This window comes from Nonomuraea phyllanthi (genome assembly GCF_006334985.2).
GTDB lineage: Bacteria > Actinomycetota > Actinomycetes > Streptosporangiales > Streptosporangiaceae > Nonomuraea > Nonomuraea phyllanthi.
Genome location: NZ_VDLX02000010.1, coordinates 379,559 through 395,394, shown reverse-complemented (window position 1 = coordinate 395,394; position 15,836 = coordinate 379,559). Strand labels below are relative to the sequence as shown.

Sequence of the window (15,836 nt, the reverse complement as noted above, 5' to 3'; positions counted from 1 at the left end):
ATCATGACGTCCACCGACTGGCCCGTCTACAGCCCCTTCGCCCGCGAACACTACGGCCGCGGCCTCGAAGAAGGCCAGATCAAGGGCAAAGCGCAAGGCCGAGCAGAAGGCAAAGCTGAGGGTAAGGTCGAGGGCAAGGCGGAAGAGGGGGCCAAGTCGATCCTGCTCGTGCTGACCGCCCGCGGCTTCCACGTGCCAGAGGATGCCCGCGTCCGGATCACCTCCTGCACCGACCTCGCCCAACTCGAAACCTGGCTCACCCGCGCCGCCACCGCCCACACCCTCGACGATCTGTTCATCTGAGCCCGGCCCCGCTGCACCTTCTCCAGGGCCGCGGCTCACCACGTTGCCGCGATCACCATGCCGACCACGATCAAGGTGGCGATGGTGACGCGTAACGCGGTGAGCGCGTGCCCCCGGCCGGTGGTGGTCAACCGGGCCTCTCAGGTGTCCGTGCCGACCCGCTCCTCCAGGCGTTCGAGGCGCTGGACGAGGGGTTGCAGCTCGTTCCTGATCGCCGCGGTCAGCAGTGCCTGGACCTGGGCCTGACCCTGCCCCTGCCCTGGAGCCGGGGTGCTCTGCTGCTGGGCCTGGGCGCGTAGGTGGACGTAGCCGGCCAGAGCGGCGGTGACGGCGCGGCGGGTGAGCCGGGAGTCGGCGCCCAGTGCGCGCAGGACCTGGCCGGCGCTCCCGTCGGGCTCGGCGACCAGGCCGAGCAGCAGGTGCTCGCAGCCGACGTAGTTGTGGCCGAGGGAGGTGGCCTCGGTGACGGCGAACTCGAGGGCGTTGGCGGCGTCCCCGCTGAACGTGCGCGGCCCGGCGGCGGCCGGCTCGGAGGTGGCCGACCCGGGGGTGGCGGATCCGGAGGTGGCCGACCCGGAGGTGGCGGATCCGGCAGGGGCCGGCTCGGGGGTGGGGAGGTGGCGGGCGAGGTCGCGGCCGACCTGGTCGACGTCGATGTCCATGGCCTCCAGGACGCGCAGCGCCAGGTTGCCGCCCTCCGCCAGCATGCCGGCGAGCAGGTGCTCGGTCCCGACGCTCGCCGCCCCCTCGGCCCCCGCCCGGTCGGCGGCGAGCTTGAGGACGGCGCGCGCCCGCTGCGTCAGGTGGGTCAGCGCTCCCGACGGCTGGTCCCAGTCGACGTCAGCCAGGACGGTCTGCCTGATGGCGGTCACCCGCCGCACCGCCTGCTCCAGCGCGCGCTGGCAGACGGCCGACACCGGCACGCCGCTCTCCTTGACGGCTTCGGCGAGCTCGTCCGGCAAATACACGTTGATCTTCGGCATGCCCCCACTGTAACCCCCTAGGGGTTACAGGACAATCCCCGGCTCAGGATCGGTCGCACGTCGCGGGGCAGAAGGTCACCTCGGGGTAGCGCGAGGACGGCTTGTCCAGGAGGGGCCGCGGCTGCGACTTCAGGTGTCTGTCCAGGAAGGCCGCCACGTACGTCCGGGTCAGCTCGGAGGAGCGCGCCGCCGCCATGACGCCGTAAGCGGGCTCGACGCCGTAGGCGCCCGTCAGCAAGGGGCCGTCGGTGAAGGACTGGTGTTCCGCGCCCGACAGCACGAGCCAGCGCTTCCACCCGGTCAGCAGCTTCCAGTCGCGGTCCCACGAGGGGTCGCGCCCGCCCACGGTGTGCTGCGGCGACCCCATGAACATGAACGGCCGGGAGAACCCGCTCTTGGGGATCCGGGCGTACGTGGTGCCGTCCATGTCGATCCCGGCGCGCACGCGCGGGTCCTTCACCATGGCCGCGATGGCGCCGGCCCCGCCGATCGACTGGCCGACCATCGCGATCCTGGACAGGTCGAGCACGCGCGACCCGTCCCACCTCGACGGCAACCGGTCGAGCACGTACGAGACGTCGGCCGCCCGCCCCTGGACCACCAAGGGGCCGAAGCCGGGGTCGGTGTCGCTGTCGCACGCGAGGCACTCGGCGACCCGCCCGTCGGCGAGGGTCGTGGCGTAGCTCTCGTAGGTGTGGTCGATACCGGCCACGACGTACCCGCGGCTGGCCAGGTCCTCGGCCAGGGACGTGAGCGTGCTCACGGGCTTGGTGAAGCCGGGCGAGAGCACCACCAGCGGCAGCCTCCGCCCCGCGGGCTTCGCGTCCTTGAAGGCGTTCGTACGCGTCCTGCTCAGCGCGTCGAACGGTATGGCCGCGATCTTCGAGCCCTTCAGCACGAGCTCCGACTCCTCGGGCGTCATGTACGGCGCCCGCTCCCCGTCCCGCTGCTCGGTCGGGTACCACAGGGTGACCTTGAGTTCCCGGGCGTCGGCGTCGAGGTTCCAGGGGTCGGGGCGGGAGGTGTCCGTCAGGTACAGGGCGGTGGTGCCGACCGGATGGTCGCCGGTGGGGGCCGGCAGGGTGGCGGGGCCGGTCGGCTTGGCCGAGGGGACGGTGTCGGACCGGGGCGGCACGGGCGCGGAGCAGGCGGACGCGGCGAGGACGGCCAGTCCCGCGGCGACGGCCAGGAGGTGTCTCATCGGGAGGTCCCTTCACTGGTGCAGCAAGGTCAGCGCCTTGGCCAGCACGGGGTCGCGCCCGGCGGCCGCGTCCTTCGGGGTCGTCGGCACGTAGTGGTCGGGCGCCACGCCGATCCGGTCGATCACCTCGCGATCCGGCCCCAGGTGGTGCCTCGCGGGGAGGCTCAGCATGGTGTTGTTGCGCAGCAGGTACGACTGCGCCGGCCCGGAGATGACGCCGGCGGTCCTGGTGCCGATCAGCCGGCCGAAGCCCAGGTCCTTGGCCGCCGAGCTGAAGTGCTCGCACGCCGAGGCGCAGCCGCGGTCGGTGAGCGCCATCAGCGGCAGGCCGACCAGCTCGACGGTGTCGTCGGTCCGCAGGGCCTGGCACGTGCCGTCCACGGCGCAGGTGTAGGCGGTGGCCTTGCCGTGCACGAACGCGCTCACCAGCCGGACCGCCTCCGTCGGGCTGCCGCCGCCGTTGCCGCGCAGGTCCAGCACGACGCCGGACAGCGTCCGGCCCTCGCGCAGCCTGGCGATGGCCTTGAGCACCCGGTCCGCCGAGTCCGGCGCGAACCCGCGCATCCGCACGTACGCGACGCCATCGTCCAGCAGCTTCGACTGCACCACCTGGAGCTCGGCCAGGTTCCGCTGGTAGAGGCCGGGCTTGAGCGTCACGCTCCAGCGGCGGCCGGTGGTCCGGCGCAGGAGCCGCAGCCGGACCGGGCGCGCCTCCGGGTAGCGCGGGTAGAGGGCGGGGATCGCGGGGGTGGGCTCGCCGTCGATGAAGGGTGCGGAGCCGTTGACCGCTTCGATGACGTCTCCCGGCCGCAGCCCGGCGGCCCGCGCCGCGCCGCCCTGCACGGTGGTGACGAACAGCGGGGGCAGGGCGACGCCGGGATTGCCGTCCAGCTGCGGGCCGTAGACGCTGGCCTGGAGGCCCAGGCCGTAGCCGTCGCCGTCGTAGTAGCCGGGCGGGCGCTCGCCGCCGCCGTGCGCCCAGCTGGCGTGATCGTCGCCGAGGGCGGCCACGAGGGCTTCGAGGGTGACGACGGCCAGCGTGTCGCGCAGGTCGGGCACCTGATCGGTGATCTTCCGGTAGGCGGTCTCGAACGCGGCCCAGTCGGCCTTCCGGTCGCCGGCCAGCGCGGGCATGGTGGCCTCGGGCAGGTCGTGCCCGTTGCGGTTGAGCTCCCGCGTCAGGGCGACGAATCCGGCGAGCAGCAGCGAGCGGGCGTCGAGGGTGGAGCCGCTGTAGTAGGTGCCGAGGATGCAGAAGTACGCCTGCTCGATGACGTCGATCGTGGTGGGCGTCTCCGCCTCGGGGGGTTTCTGGGGCGGCGCGCAGACCGTGCCGCCCGGCGCGCTCGCATGACTGCGCGGCGGCGTCGGCGCGGTGCAGGCCGCCGCCAGCAGGAGGGCGAGCCCGGCGGCCGCGGCCCTCACGGCGTTCATGACAGGCGCCTTCTGATCCACCAGAAGGAGAACCAGGTGAGGCCGGCGGTGAGCAGGGCGTAGATCCCGGTCTCGATCCACTGGAAGGGCCAGAAGCGCTCAAGGGGCTGGTAGGTCGCCTGCTGCCGGTAGCCGAGCCGGTTGATCTCGACCAGGCACAGGTCCATGCCGGTCCCTCCCGACGGTGCGCACGGTCCCGACGTCGTGGAGACCTCGATGGGCGCCCCCTGGCCGGCGCCGGCGATCGGGCGTCCCGACGGATCGAGCAGCTCGTTGGAGAGCACCCAGGCGCCCGCGTCGCCGGGAACGGCGTCCTTCAGGGCGATGTCCGGGGGCCCGGCTCCGTGCCGGGGGATGCCGAAGTGGTCCATGTTGCTCTCGCTGAGCTCGAAGGTGCCCGTGACCGGCGGCATCAGGTGGGGACGGACCAGCAGCGGCATGGCGAGCTGGAGCGCGGCGAAGACGGCCAGGGTGAGGGCCATGGCGGGCAGCGTGCGGCGCACCAGCATGCCCACGGTCACGCCGAGGGCGAAGGCGAAGGCCGCGTACCCCATCGGGGCGATGCCGCGCGCCCCGAACACCAGCGGAGCCATCAGGGCCAGCTCCTCGGGGGCCGACTTGTCGAGTGGGCTCGACCACCAGGTCACCGCGAGGCCGCACAGGCACGTGGCGGCCATCGCGACCAGGCCGATGAGCCCGAGCTTGACCGTCAGCCAGCGGGCGCGGGTGATGCCCTGGTTCCACACCAGCAGGTGCGTGCCCGCCTCCAGCTCGCGGGTGATCAGCGGCGCTCCCCAGAAGAGCCCGACGAGGGCGGGCAGGAGCAGCACGACCAGGCTGACGGCCAGGAAGGGGAGCTGGTACGTGCCGAAGAACTGGTCGTAGAAGTTCTTGCAGCTGTCGCTCTGCACGCAGGAGGCGATTCCGGTGGAGTAGCCGGAGGACAGGCCGGGGCCGGTCAGGGCCAGGGCGACGGCGAGCACGACGAGCACGGCGGCCGTCATCGCGGCCGCCCCGCGGAACTGGCGCCAGGTCAGCCAGATCATCGCCGCACCTCCAGGGCGACCCGCCGGTTCTCCACGGTGCGCCTGTCCATGTAGGCGAGGACGAGGTCCTCCAGGCTGAGCCCGGTGACCGTCCAGGCGGGGTCGTGGATCGGGGCGTCGGTACGGATCACGTACGTGCTCTGCCGCTCGGTGTGGCTGGCGGAGATGACGTGCTGGTCGGCGGGCAGCCGGTCGGGATCGCGGCGCGGGCCGGTGAGCCGGTAGTGGGTGGCCAGCAGCTTGTCGGTCTCCCCCGCCACCTGGACGCGGGAGTCGACGATGACGATCAGGAAGTCGCAGACCCGTTCCAGGTCGGAGACCAGATGGGACGAGAGCACGACGCTGAACTCGTGCTCGACGGTGGCCTCCATGAGCCCCTGCATGAACTCCCGGCGGGCCAGGGGGTCGAGCGAGGCCACGGGCTCGTCCAGGATCAGCAGCTCGGGCCGCTTGGCCAGGCCCAGGGTGAGGGCGAGCTGGGCGCGCTGGCCGCCCGACAGCTTGCCGGCGCGCTGGGCCGGGGCGAGGCCGAGCCGGGCGATGCGCTCCCGCGCCATGGCGGCGTCCCAGCGGAGGTTGAGCCGCGCGCCCAGCCGCAGGTGGTCGGCGACGCTCAGCCCGGCGTAGACGGGGGTGTCCTGCGCGACGAAGCCGACCTTGGCGAGCTGCGCGCGGCCGCCGGCGGGGCGGCCGCCCAGCACGGTGATGCCGCCCGTCGTGGGCTCCAGCTGGCCGCTGGCCAGCTTCAGCAGCGTGGTCTTGCCGGCTCCGTTGGGGCCCACGAGCCCGACGACGTGGCCCGCCGGGATGTCGATGCTGCACTCGCGCAGCGCCCAGCGCCTGCCGTATCTCTTGCCCAGTCCATGGGCCTCCAGGACGGACGTCATGAGAGCTCCTCCGGAGCCTTCATGACGTAGGCGCTGTGCCTGCTGGTGGCCTCGCTTCGCTCGGTCACGCTATGTCCTCCTCAGCGGCGGTCCGAAAAGTGGTCATGAAGAGGGCCTCGATGCTCTCGTCGTCGAGGCCCGCCCTGCGGGCCTTGGCCAGCCACCGCCGCAGCTCCAGCCGCAGCGGGCCGTGCGCGGCCAGCGAGGTGTCGGTGAGCGTCGCCGTCACGAACGTCCCGACCCCCGGCCGGGCGGCGACCAGGCCCTCGTGCTCGAGCTCCCGGTACGCCTTGAGGACGGTGTTGGCGTTGATCGCCAGTTGCGCCACGACCTCCTTGACGGTCGGCAGCTGGTCGCCCTCCCGCAGCATGCCGAGCCGGAGCGCGTGCCGTACCTGCTGGACCAGCTGCAGGTACGGCGAGAGGCCGGACTTCGCATCCAGATGGAACTCGATCACCGAAATCTCCATTTATCTACTGTCCTAGGACTTTAGATTCTTACATGTATGGAGCCGGTAAAGAAGGCAGGCGAAGGCGACCGGGCGTCCCCGGGACTCTCAGGCGGGTGTCAGCGCAGGAGCAGGCGGTCGCGCAGGCGGGTGGTGAGCGGGGTCGCGGCGCGTACGGCCCGGCGGACGGCGTCGCTGCGCTGCCAGGCGGCGGTGGCGGCGTCCTCGGTGGCCGTGTCCGGCGCGTACCGGACATAGTTAAAGATTTCCGCCAACGGCGCGATATTTGCGGCTATCTCGCCGGATTGCTGGACGACGACGTCCTCGGCCGTGAGCGCGTCCCGGCCCTTGAGACCCAGATCGTCGCAGGCCTGCCGCCACGCGCCCAGCACGCGCAGCTCCGGCCCCTGCGCCCGGCGGCGCCGGCGCCGCCGCCACCACGGCAGGGCCACCACCACCCCCGCGTACGCCGCCAGCAGCGCCCCGCCCGCAACCGACGCCCACACCCAGGCCGGCGGGCCGCTCGCGGGCTCCTCACCGTTCCCCGTGGGCTTCGGCCGGGACGGCTCGGCCCGGTCGCTCCCGCCCTTGCCGAGCTCGCTCTCCAGCTTCTCGCTCTCCTCGATGGACGAGGACACGACGTCGTGGTCGTCCTTGGCGCCGCTGCGCCCCGGCGTGGGGTAGAACGGCCGCCAGCCCAGCCCGTCGAACTTGATCTCCGCCCACGCCATCACGTGGCCCGACCTGACGTGGTAGACCCCACCGGACTCCTGCCCGGGCCGGAAGCCCACCACGACCCGTGACGGCAGCCCGAGCGTCCTCGCCATGAGCGCGAACGCGGACGCGAACTGCTCCGACGTCCCCCGGTGCGTCGTCTGCAGGAAGAACTCCAGCCCCTTGAGCGAGTGCCCCGGGGGCGCGGTGACGTCGTAGCTCGCGCTGGTGCGCAGGTAGCGCTGCAGCCGGTACGCCTGCGTGATCGGCGTGGTCGCGCCCTTGGTGGCCTCCTGGGCGAGCCGCTGGAACAGCCGCTCCTGCGGCCCGGCCGGGAACGCCGTCAGGCTCGGGTCGTTCGCGGGGGTGGCGGCGAGCAGGTCCTCCTTGGACGGCTTGGGCACCCGCGAGGTCACCTCGTAGCTCGTCCCCCTGGCGGGCGCCCGCTCGGCGATCAGCGCCCCGCTATCGGGGTCGACCGCGAGGCCGCGCACGCCGCTGACCTGCTCGGGCCGCTCGGCGGCGGGCAGCCAGGTGCCCGGCAGGCCGTCGAACGTCACCCTCTGCCGGACGACGTCCACCTCGCCCGTCCACTCACCCTCGGGCACCTGGCCGCCGGTGGCCCGGAAGCTCGCGCCGGAGGTCCAGCGCACGCCGTCGTACCGGTCGAGCACGGCCAGCCGCCAGTTGAGCGGTTCGCCGGCCTCGACGGTGAACAGCTCCCTGTCGGGGATCTGCAGCCACGCCGAGACCCGGTCCAGCGGGCTGACGCTGTCGACCTGCCGGGGCGGCGGGAGGTCGGCGGCGTCGCGCGGGTTGTACGGGCGGGCGGCGATCGGCAGCAGCGGGCCCACGACCAGCGCCAGCGCGGCCAGCGCGGCGGCGGCCGGGATGCCGGCGAGCAGCCAGAGCGGCGGCCGGTCGTCGCGCAGCAGCGCCAGCGCCGCGACGAGCACGAACAGCGCCGCCGCGACCGGCAGGTTCGAGCCCTCGCCGTCCACGCCCAGGAGCAGCGCCGCGCCGAAGACGAGCAAGGCGGGGACGGCGGCCACGATCCTGGTACGGGTCCTCGCCACGGTCTCGGCGCCGATCGTGGCGGCCGCCCAGACGAGGGTGTGCACGAGGACGAGCAGGCGCGGCTCGGGTTGGGCGGGGAGGAGGGTGGTGAGCAGCGCGTGCCAGGAGTTCGCCACGTCGGCGACGATCCCGGGCTCGACGCCCTGGTAGAGGGGGATGGTGCCGGCGAACCAGAGGACGACGTCGAGGGCGAGGGCCAGCCACAGGGGGCGGCTGCGGGCGAGGGCGGCGACGGCCGCGGGCGCGGTGGCCGCCGGGACGACGGCGAGCAGCAGGCCGGGGTCGGGGAAGACGCGGTGGAAGCCCCAGCCCGCGGTGCCGGCGACGGCCGCGACCAGCGCCGCTCCGGCCGCCCGCCGCCACAACGCCGTCCCGTCCCGCCGGCCCTGCACCGTCCCGTCCCGCCGGCCCTGCACCGTGCCGTCCCGCCGCCCCTGCACCGTGCCGTCCCGCCGTTCCTGTGCGGAACCGTCCCGCCACGTCTCCGCGGGCGCGGGCGGGCCGGGGCGCGAGGCGTGGCGGGTCATCGGGACCTCCACGCGAGCGGCAGCTCCTCCAGCGCGGCCATCGGCAGGACGGTGACGCCGGGCACGGCGACCTGTCCCGCGCCGACGTACACGCAGATCACCCGGTCGAAGCGGCGGCGGACCCCGGCGGCGCGCCCGGCCTCCGCCGGGTCCGCCGTGACGAGGACCAGGGAGCCGCCGCCCCTGGCCACCCGCATCGGCTCCGTGACCCCGGCCGTGCCCGCCCGCACGAGGGCCAGGCGGTCCAGCACCGATTCGGGGTCCTTGATGTCCGGTACGGGTCCTTCGCCGGTGATGAGCCGTACCGGGAAGCCGGCCCTGGCGGCGGCCAGCGCGACCGAGGCCGCGGCGTCCACGGCCGGTTCCGTCAGGTCGCGGGTGTCCAGGACGACCGTGGTGGTCGGCAGGCTCGCGTCGATGAGCTGGCGGACCATGAGCGTGCCCGTGCGGGCGCTGGATCGCCAGTGGACGTGGCGCAGGTCGTCGCCGACCACGTACTCGCGCAGGGTGTGGAAGGTGACCGTGCCGCTGGGCGCGTTGTCGCTGGTGGGGCCCTCCAGGTGGTGGGCCCGGCCGGACGGCGGGACGGGCAGCGCGACCGTGCGGGGCCGTACCAGGAGGGTGACGGGCGAGCCGTACTCCCTGACGCGGCGCGTGAGCCCGAACGGGTCGGCCCGCACGAGCAGCAGCGGCCCCACCGGGATCTCGCCGCGCACGTCCGTCGGCAGCGGGTACGACACCGTGCGCGCGCCCCCCTTCGGCAGTCTGGGCAGGTCGACCGTGTGCTCCGAGGCGCCGATCCGGTCCTGGGCCCGCAGCCCCGACAGGGCGCGGCGGCCGAGGTTGGTGACGTTGAGCACGGCCACGGCGGCCTCCCCGCGCGGCACCTTCAGCGGCGTGACCTCGCGGCGCACCTCCAGGCGCGGCTTGGGAGCGGTCCAGGCGAGCGCGAGCGCCAGGGCGAGCAGGCCGCCGGTGGCGAGCACGACCGGCTCGGGGTAGCCGAGCGCGAACCCGGCCGCGTACAGCACGGCGGACCCGGCCAGCGTGCCCCACCCGAGCGGGGTCAGCACCGCCGTCAGCCGGTTCACCGTCGTCGGCCGCACGCTACGCCGCCTGCGGCACCGGCATCCCGGCGAGGATCTCGCCGAGCGCGGCCGCCGCGGTGACCTCCCGCAGCTCCGCCTCGGGGGTGAGGATCAGGCGGTGCGCCAGCACCGGCACGGCCAGCGCCTTGACGTCCTCCGGCACCACGTAGTGGCGCCCGGCGGCGGCCGCCTTGACCCTGGCCGCGCGCAGCAGCGCCAGGCTGCCCCGGGGGCTGGCGCCGAGCTTGAGGTGCGGGCTGGTGCGGGTGGCCGCGCACAGCGCGACGATGTAGTCGTAGACCGGGTCGGCCACGTGGATGCGCGAGGCGAAGTCGATCATTCCCGACACGTCGGACGCGCGCGCGACCACCGGCAACCGCTCGACCTGCGGTCCCGTCGGCATGCCTTTGAGCACCTCCACCTCCGAGACGTGGTCGGGGTAGCCGACGGAGATCTTCATCAGGAACCGGTCCAGCTGCGCCTCGGGCAGCGGGTACGTGCCGTCCATGTCGACCGGGTTCTGCGTGGCCACCACCAGGAACGGCCTGGGCACCGGATGCGGCTCGGCGTCCACCGTGACCCTGCGCTCCTCCATGACCTCCAGCAGCGCGGCCTGGGTCTTCGGGGAGGCGCGGTTGATCTCGTCCGCGAGCACGATGTTGGCGAAGACAGGGCCGTGGTGGAACTCGAACTTCTGGTGCGCCTGGTTGAAGATCGACACGCCGGTGATGTCGCTCGGCAGCAGGTCGGGGGTGAACTGGATGCGCCGCCACTCGGCGTCCACGCTGGCCGCGACGGACCGGGCGAGCGTGGTCTTGCCGGTGCCCGGCACGTCCTCGACGAGGAGGTGGCCCTCGGAGAAGAGGCAGATCAGGGCCAGCTCGATCGCCTCGTGCTTGCCTCGGATGATGCGCTCGATGTTGGTGGCGAGCAGCTGGAAGCGCTGCGAGAACTGCCCGGCCAGCTGCGCGCTCTGCTGCTGCGGCTGCTGCTGGTAGGACAGCTCGGCGTGGTGCTGCGGGTAGGACTGCTCGGCGTGCTGCGGGGGCTGCTGGTAGCTCTGCTCAGAGTGCTGCGGCTGCTGCTGGTACGGCTGCGAGGTCTGCTCGAACGGGTCCTGGTAGTGGTACTGGGTCAACCGAGACCCCTCCTCAGTCGGTGCACTCGAAGAGCGGCGCGGCCGGGAAGCCGCCGCGCGGCGTGGTCATCAGGGTGTCGCTGATGTAGGCGGTGCCCCCCTTCCACTCGATCCTGTCCCAGATGCTGCTGGTCTCGTTGGACTGGTCCTCGTGCACCGACATGCCCTTGACCTGGCAGATCACCGTCAGGTTCAGGTACTTGCCCTTGTCGATCTGCCCGATCTGGCAGCCGCCCGTGGCGCACGAGTTGATCTTGGAGTTGGTCTGGTCGTTGTTGGCGTTCTTGTAGGCGTGCCTCGGGTAGGCCAGGTCCACCTCGGTCGTGGCGACGTCGGGGCTCTCGCCGGCCGCGTTCTTGGCCTTGAGCTTGAACGTGTACTTCTGGTTGTTCTTCAGCCCGCCGACCGAGAACGAGGTGCCCGTGATGCCGCTGTTCGTGGCGGCGCCGGTCAGCTCGTAGGTGACGCCGTCACCGGCGTTGGCGGGGGCGCTCCAGCTCAGGTCGGCGCCCCGGTTCTTGGCCTTGGCGGCGAACCCGCTCGGGGAGCCGGGCGCCACGCACGGCTTGGCCCCGGCGCTCGGCTCCGACTCGACCTCGCCGCCCGCCCAGTGCGCGACCACCACGAACGTGTACTCGCTCGCGCAGTCCCCGCCCGTGAACTCGAACCGGAACGGCCCGTTCGCGTCCACCGACTCCGGCATCGGCCTGCCGCCACCGGAGGTGGTCTTCAGCGTGTACCGCTCGACCTCGCCGCCGGTGGACGGGCTGAAGCTCACCGTCACCGTGCCGGGCCCGGACCTGGCGCTCACGGCGCCGGGCGGGGAGGGCGCGCTGGGCGTCGGCGTGGGGGTGGGAGTGGGCGTGGGTGACCTGGTCGGTTCGCGCGTCGGCGTGGGCTCCTCGCTCTCACGGGTACGCGTGGGGCGGGCCGGCTCCGTGCGCGTCGGGAGGGGGTCGGGCCGGTCCACCGTCTGGTCCGTGTCGTCCGTCTGGGTGGGGTCGGTGCGCGGCGTCTGCTTGGGTTTGGGGGTGCTGGTCGGCCCCGGTACGTCGGAGTCGTCCTTGTCGATGTCGTGCTTGCGGCCTTCCGGGTCGATGACGACGGCCTTGTCGCCGTTCTCGTCGTTGGCCCAGAGCAGGCCGTCCTTGACGAACACGTCCACCGGGCCCGGCTTCTCGGCCACCTGGAGGGTCGTGGGCCGGCCGCCGTCCGCGCTGTCCCAGACGATCAGCGAGCCGTGGCCCTGGTCCGGCACGTACACCTTCGTGCCCAGCACCTGCGGCACCCCGAGGTTGCCGGGGTCGTCCGCCTCGACCTTGGTGCTGAGCACCGCGTTGGAGGCGGTGTCGATGACCACGAGCAGCCCCGAGTCGCCCGGCGTCAGGATCGGGACCAGGGAGCCCTCGGTCGTGGCCGGGGTGAGCACGCCGCCCTGGGCGGCCTGGGCCACGCCCTTGGGCAGCGTGATCTCGCCGACGCCGCCGTCGGCGCCGATGATCGTGGCGGTGGCGGCGCGGGTGTTGACCACGACCGGCAGGCCGCCGGCGATGGTGACCGACAGCTCCTCGCCCGGCTCGCCGACCTTGAGCGGTGCCGCCGCCACGCCCTTGGTGACGGGCACGACCTCGCCCTTGGCGGTCACGGGCACCCACAGGCGGCCGCCGCCGTCGATGCGGGCCGCGCCGAGCGGCCCCGGCAGCGTGATCGGGGTGCCGACGGTGTTGAGGGTGACGGGGTCGATCTGCTGGACCTTGCCGGAGGCGGGGTCCACGGCGTACGCGGTCCTGCCGGACACCGCCAGTTGCAGCCCGGCCGCGCCGAGGTCGCGGGTCTGGGAGACGGTCAGCTGGCTGGGCTCGACGCGGCTGACGTAGCCGGTGCTGTCGTCGACGAGCAGCACGTTGCCGCCGTCCTGCACGACGCGCAGCTGCCGGCCCGCCTTGTCGTTCAGATAGCCGTCGACCTCGCCCGACAGGCCGTTGACGTGCACGATCTTGCCTCTGGCCGTGGTCCAGAGCCAGGCGCCGACGTCGGCCAGCTTGGGGCTGGCGCTGGACACGCCCACGCCGAACCACGCGGCCGCGGCCACCAGGATCGTGGCCACCGCGCCGGCGATCACCGCTGTGGCCCTGTCTCCTCGGAGCATGCGCCTCCGCACGCGTAACTCACCCCGTATGTACGACTACATAGCGTTTTGCCCCCGATTATCGGGCATCACATTAGCGTTCACCGGTCGCTCATGCGTAGATACTGGCTGGTAGCGCTTCTGAGGTTGCCGTCGAGTACCGAGACTGTCGGTGCGAAGCCGTACCTTAGTCCCCGTGCCGGAAGAGCCTCTGACCCTCGACGCCGTCCTCACCGACGAGGCCGTCCTGTCGACCTACCGCCGGATGTTCGCCGCGCTGGCGCGCGACAGCGGGGCGGTGGTCGACGACCCTGCCCTGGTCGACATCGCCGAGACGTTGTTCTCGGCGTTCGCGGAGGCCGGCGAGGAGTGGCTGACGCACGAGCAGATGCGCTTCGCCTGCCGGGCCTATCCGGCCGACCAGTTCGACAACCGGCTGCGGGTGCTCAAGGGGCTCGGGGCCGTCCGCGAGGTGTTCCCCAAGCCCAACCAGCTGCGTTACCGCGCCTCGTTCACCAGCGTCGTGGGGCTGATGTTCATCAGGCGGATGATGTCCGACGGCGGCCAGTCGGAGATGCACCGGCTGCTGGCGCTCGAAGACCTCAACGTCGCCGATCCGCGCACCACGATGGAGGAGGCCCGGCAGAGCGCGGTCAACCTGGCGCGGGCGTTCCGGCTGTGGGCGCTGGAGCTGATCACCCTCACCACGGGCACCATCGAGGAGCTGCGCGAGCAGGCGCCCAAGCTCTGGGGCACCGAGGAGATCGCCCGGCGCGCGCAGGGCCTGCACGGCACCATCCTGACCCGCTGGCCCGAGCTCGACCGGGTCTGCACCGACCTGCGGGCGGCGATCTACGCCTACAGCGACGCCTCCCGCCGCGCCGCCGGCCGCCTGGCCGACTCGGCCGGCACCACGCGCAACCTGACGTTGCTGCCGACCGAAACGTGGCGCACGTTCGCGCAGACCGCGTCGCGGGAGCGGCTGGCGGCCGTGCTCGACGGGTTCGTCTTCGACGCGCCCGCGCCGTGGCACGACCCGGCCGCCATCGCCAGGGCCGTGGACGAGGCCCCGCGCCCCGCCCCCGCGCAGCCCACTCCCCCGCGCTCCCACCTGCCCGATCCCGGGCCTGACTCCGCGCTCGACAGCTCGCCCGACGCGGCCGCGGAGCGGCTGCGCGAGGTGGCCGAGTCGCTGCTGGGCGACGGCTCCCGGGTCGCCCTGGCCGACGTGCTCGGCGACGACTGGCCGTCGGCGCGGCGCGTGCTCGCCGACCTGACGACCGTGGATCTGCGGCCGGAGCTTCCCTACCGGCTGGCGTGGTCCGACGGGCTCACGATCGACCCCGAGGGGGAGCCGTCCTGGCTCTCCCACGGCTACCTGGAGCGCACGTGATGACTTCCACCGACCACTCGGGCGCCGTCGCTCATGTGCGGGCGCGGGCGGGCGGGCCGCTGTGGCTGGACGCCGGCGTGCCCGCGCCGGCCGGGATGGTGCGGCTCACCCGTCCCGACGCCACAGGCCAGGCGTTGCCGGTGTGGCCCGACGGGGTGACGCCGTCGTTGCTGGAGGAGTACCAGGTGGCGCCCGTTCCGGTGGAGCGGGCCGGCGAGACGCGCCGGGTGCTGGCGGCCGTGCTCAAGTGCTGCTGGGCCGACCTGTCCGTCGACCCGTGGCCAGGCCGCCCGGCGCCCGTGGAGCTGGTGCTCGACACGTACCGCGCGCTGATCGGCCGCACCGACGACCTGATGCGCAACTGGGCGATCGGCGCGCTGCGCCGCCTGCACGACTCGGCGTGGATCGTCATGAGCGACGGCGTGGTCGTCCTCGGCCCGCGCTGCGCGCTGTGGCCGGTCGAGTCGCACGCGCAGCTGCAGGAGCTCGTACGCCGCCTGCCCGAGCCCGAGCGCCCCGAGCTGACCGTGGTCCGCGACGCCGACATCGTGGCCGCCGCCGAGTCCGCCCCCGAGGGCGCGGGCGGCCGGGTCGAGGGTGGCGCGCCGGAGTTCGGCGATGTGCTGGGAGCCTATGACGAGCGGCGGCGGGCGGAGCTGGTGGCGGCGTACATGGCGGTGGAGCACGCCGCCGAGCCGGTGCAGGAGGTGCGCTTCGCCGCCCTGCGCGACCCGGCGCTGCGTCACACGCTGGGTGAGATGCTGGCCAGGCGCGGCCGTGCCCTGATCCAGCACCGCGACCGCTGGACCTCCGGCTTCGACGACGCCCATGCCAGGGCGGCGACCACGTACGAGCCACTCACGCGGGCGGACGGTGAGGCGGGGGCCACCGTCCCGGACGCGGCGCCCGAGGCCGCCGGAGAAGCCGTGGCAGGAGCCGGCTCCCCCGATCACCACGGCACCGCGAGCGGCGACGGATCCCTGCCCCACCACGGCACCTCGATCGACGCCGGGTCTCCGCCCGGCCACCGCACCGTGGCGGGCGACGGTGGCGGCGCGGGGCGTGGGCGCCACGCCGCGGAGACGGGGCTGGGGGTGAGCGAGCGGGCGGTCCTGACGCTCGTCCTCGTCCATTCGGTCGCGATCCCGAGGGCGGAGGGGCTGCTGCCCGAGGATTCATGGCTGTCGCCGCACCCCACCCCGGTGGACGAGCTGCGCCGCCACACCCAGCTCCCCATCGGCGAGCTGGAGGCCGCGTTGCGCGGGTTGCGGCACGCGGGGCTGTTGAGCCAGGTCAAGGCCGGCGAGGAGGCGGGCGGTTACGTGCCGGGGCCGCAGTTCCACCGGCTCACTCCGGCGGCCCGGCGGCGGTTGCAGGAGGAGCTCATCCTGGCGGCCGGTCCGAGCACGCCGCTGGCGGCGGCCGTACGCGCCCGGAGATCGGCGCAGACGAGAGAACCACGGGGGTAG

The 15,836-nt window shown here is 73.4% G+C and carries 12 protein-coding genes and 1 pseudogene; 3 read left to right on the top strand and 10 right to left on the bottom strand.

The features are described 5' to 3' along the window. Nucleotides 1–303: pseudogene (locus tag FH608_RS27565) on the top strand (hypothetical protein); the annotation flags it as partial. A gap of 140 nt (nucleotides 304–443) precedes the next feature. Here the strand turns inward: FH608_RS27565 and FH608_RS27560 are convergent. The 10 genes from FH608_RS27560 to FH608_RS27515 form a co-directional block, all read right to left on the bottom strand. After that, complete coding sequence (locus FH608_RS27560) at nucleotides 444–1,286, bottom strand: Clp protease N-terminal domain-containing protein (RefSeq protein ID WP_139633478.1); 843 nt, start codon at nucleotides 1,284–1,286, stop codon at nucleotides 444–446. A gap of 43 nt (nucleotides 1,287–1,329) precedes the next feature. Beyond that, nucleotides 1,330–2,487, bottom strand: coding sequence for an alpha/beta hydrolase family protein (locus FH608_RS27555; protein ID WP_139633477.1), 1,158 nt, complete (start codon nucleotides 2,485–2,487; stop codon nucleotides 1,330–1,332). A 12-nt stretch (nucleotides 2,488–2,499) separates the two neighbouring features. Next, entirely contained in the window at nucleotides 2,500–3,921 is a 1,422-nt protein-coding gene (locus FH608_RS27550; protein WP_139633476.1) for a S41 family peptidase, read from the bottom strand. After that, nucleotides 3,918–4,967 (bottom strand): ABC-2 transporter permease, encoded by a 1,050-nt coding sequence (locus FH608_RS27545; RefSeq protein ID WP_139633475.1) that lies wholly within the window; start codon nucleotides 4,965–4,967, stop codon nucleotides 3,918–3,920. Before FH608_RS27545 ends, FH608_RS27550 begins: the two co-directional genes overlap by 4 nt. Beyond that, on the bottom strand, nucleotides 4,964–5,854 hold the full coding sequence (locus tag FH608_RS27540) for an ABC transporter ATP-binding protein (protein ID WP_139633474.1): 891 nt from the start codon (nucleotides 5,852–5,854) through the stop codon (nucleotides 4,964–4,966). Before FH608_RS27540 ends, FH608_RS27545 begins: the two co-directional genes overlap by 4 nt. Before the next feature lie 64 nt (nucleotides 5,855–5,918). Continuing rightward, on the bottom strand, nucleotides 5,919–6,311 hold the full coding sequence (locus tag FH608_RS27535) for a GntR family transcriptional regulator (RefSeq protein ID WP_226899963.1): 393 nt from the start codon (nucleotides 6,309–6,311) through the stop codon (nucleotides 5,919–5,921). 110 nt (nucleotides 6,312–6,421) lie between these two features. Further along, complete coding sequence (locus tag FH608_RS27530; protein ID WP_139633472.1) at nucleotides 6,422–8,620, bottom strand: DUF3488 and transglutaminase-like domain-containing protein; 2,199 nt, start codon at nucleotides 8,618–8,620, stop codon at nucleotides 6,422–6,424. Continuing rightward, nucleotides 8,617–9,726: a DUF58 domain-containing protein gene (locus FH608_RS27525; RefSeq protein ID WP_226899962.1), complete on the bottom strand. Its 1,110-nt coding sequence runs from the start codon at nucleotides 9,724–9,726 to the stop codon at nucleotides 8,617–8,619. Before FH608_RS27525 ends, FH608_RS27530 begins: the two co-directional genes overlap by 4 nt. Before the next feature lies 1 nt (nucleotide 9,727). After that, nucleotides 9,728–10,846, bottom strand: coding sequence for an AAA family ATPase (locus FH608_RS27520; RefSeq protein WP_226899961.1), 1,119 nt, complete (start codon nucleotides 10,844–10,846; stop codon nucleotides 9,728–9,730). 13 nt (nucleotides 10,847–10,859) lie between these two features. Beyond that, a complete protein-coding gene (locus tag FH608_RS27515; RefSeq protein WP_139633471.1) occupies nucleotides 10,860–12,995 on the bottom strand; it encodes a fibronectin type III domain-containing protein in 2,136 nt (711 codons plus the stop codon). Nucleotides 12,996–13,170: 175 nt separating this feature from the next. Between FH608_RS27515 and FH608_RS27510 the strand changes: the two genes are divergently transcribed. Together FH608_RS27510 and FH608_RS52985 are read left to right on the top strand one after the other, a co-directional pair. After that, nucleotides 13,171–14,367, top strand: a complete 1,197-nt coding sequence (locus FH608_RS27510; RefSeq protein WP_139633470.1) for a hypothetical protein — start codon at nucleotides 13,171–13,173, stop codon at nucleotides 14,365–14,367. Then, nucleotides 14,367–15,836, top strand: a complete 1,470-nt coding sequence (locus tag FH608_RS52985) for a hypothetical protein (RefSeq protein WP_226899960.1) — start codon at nucleotides 14,367–14,369, stop codon at nucleotides 15,834–15,836. The genes FH608_RS27510 and FH608_RS52985 overlap by 1 nt, the downstream gene beginning before the upstream one ends.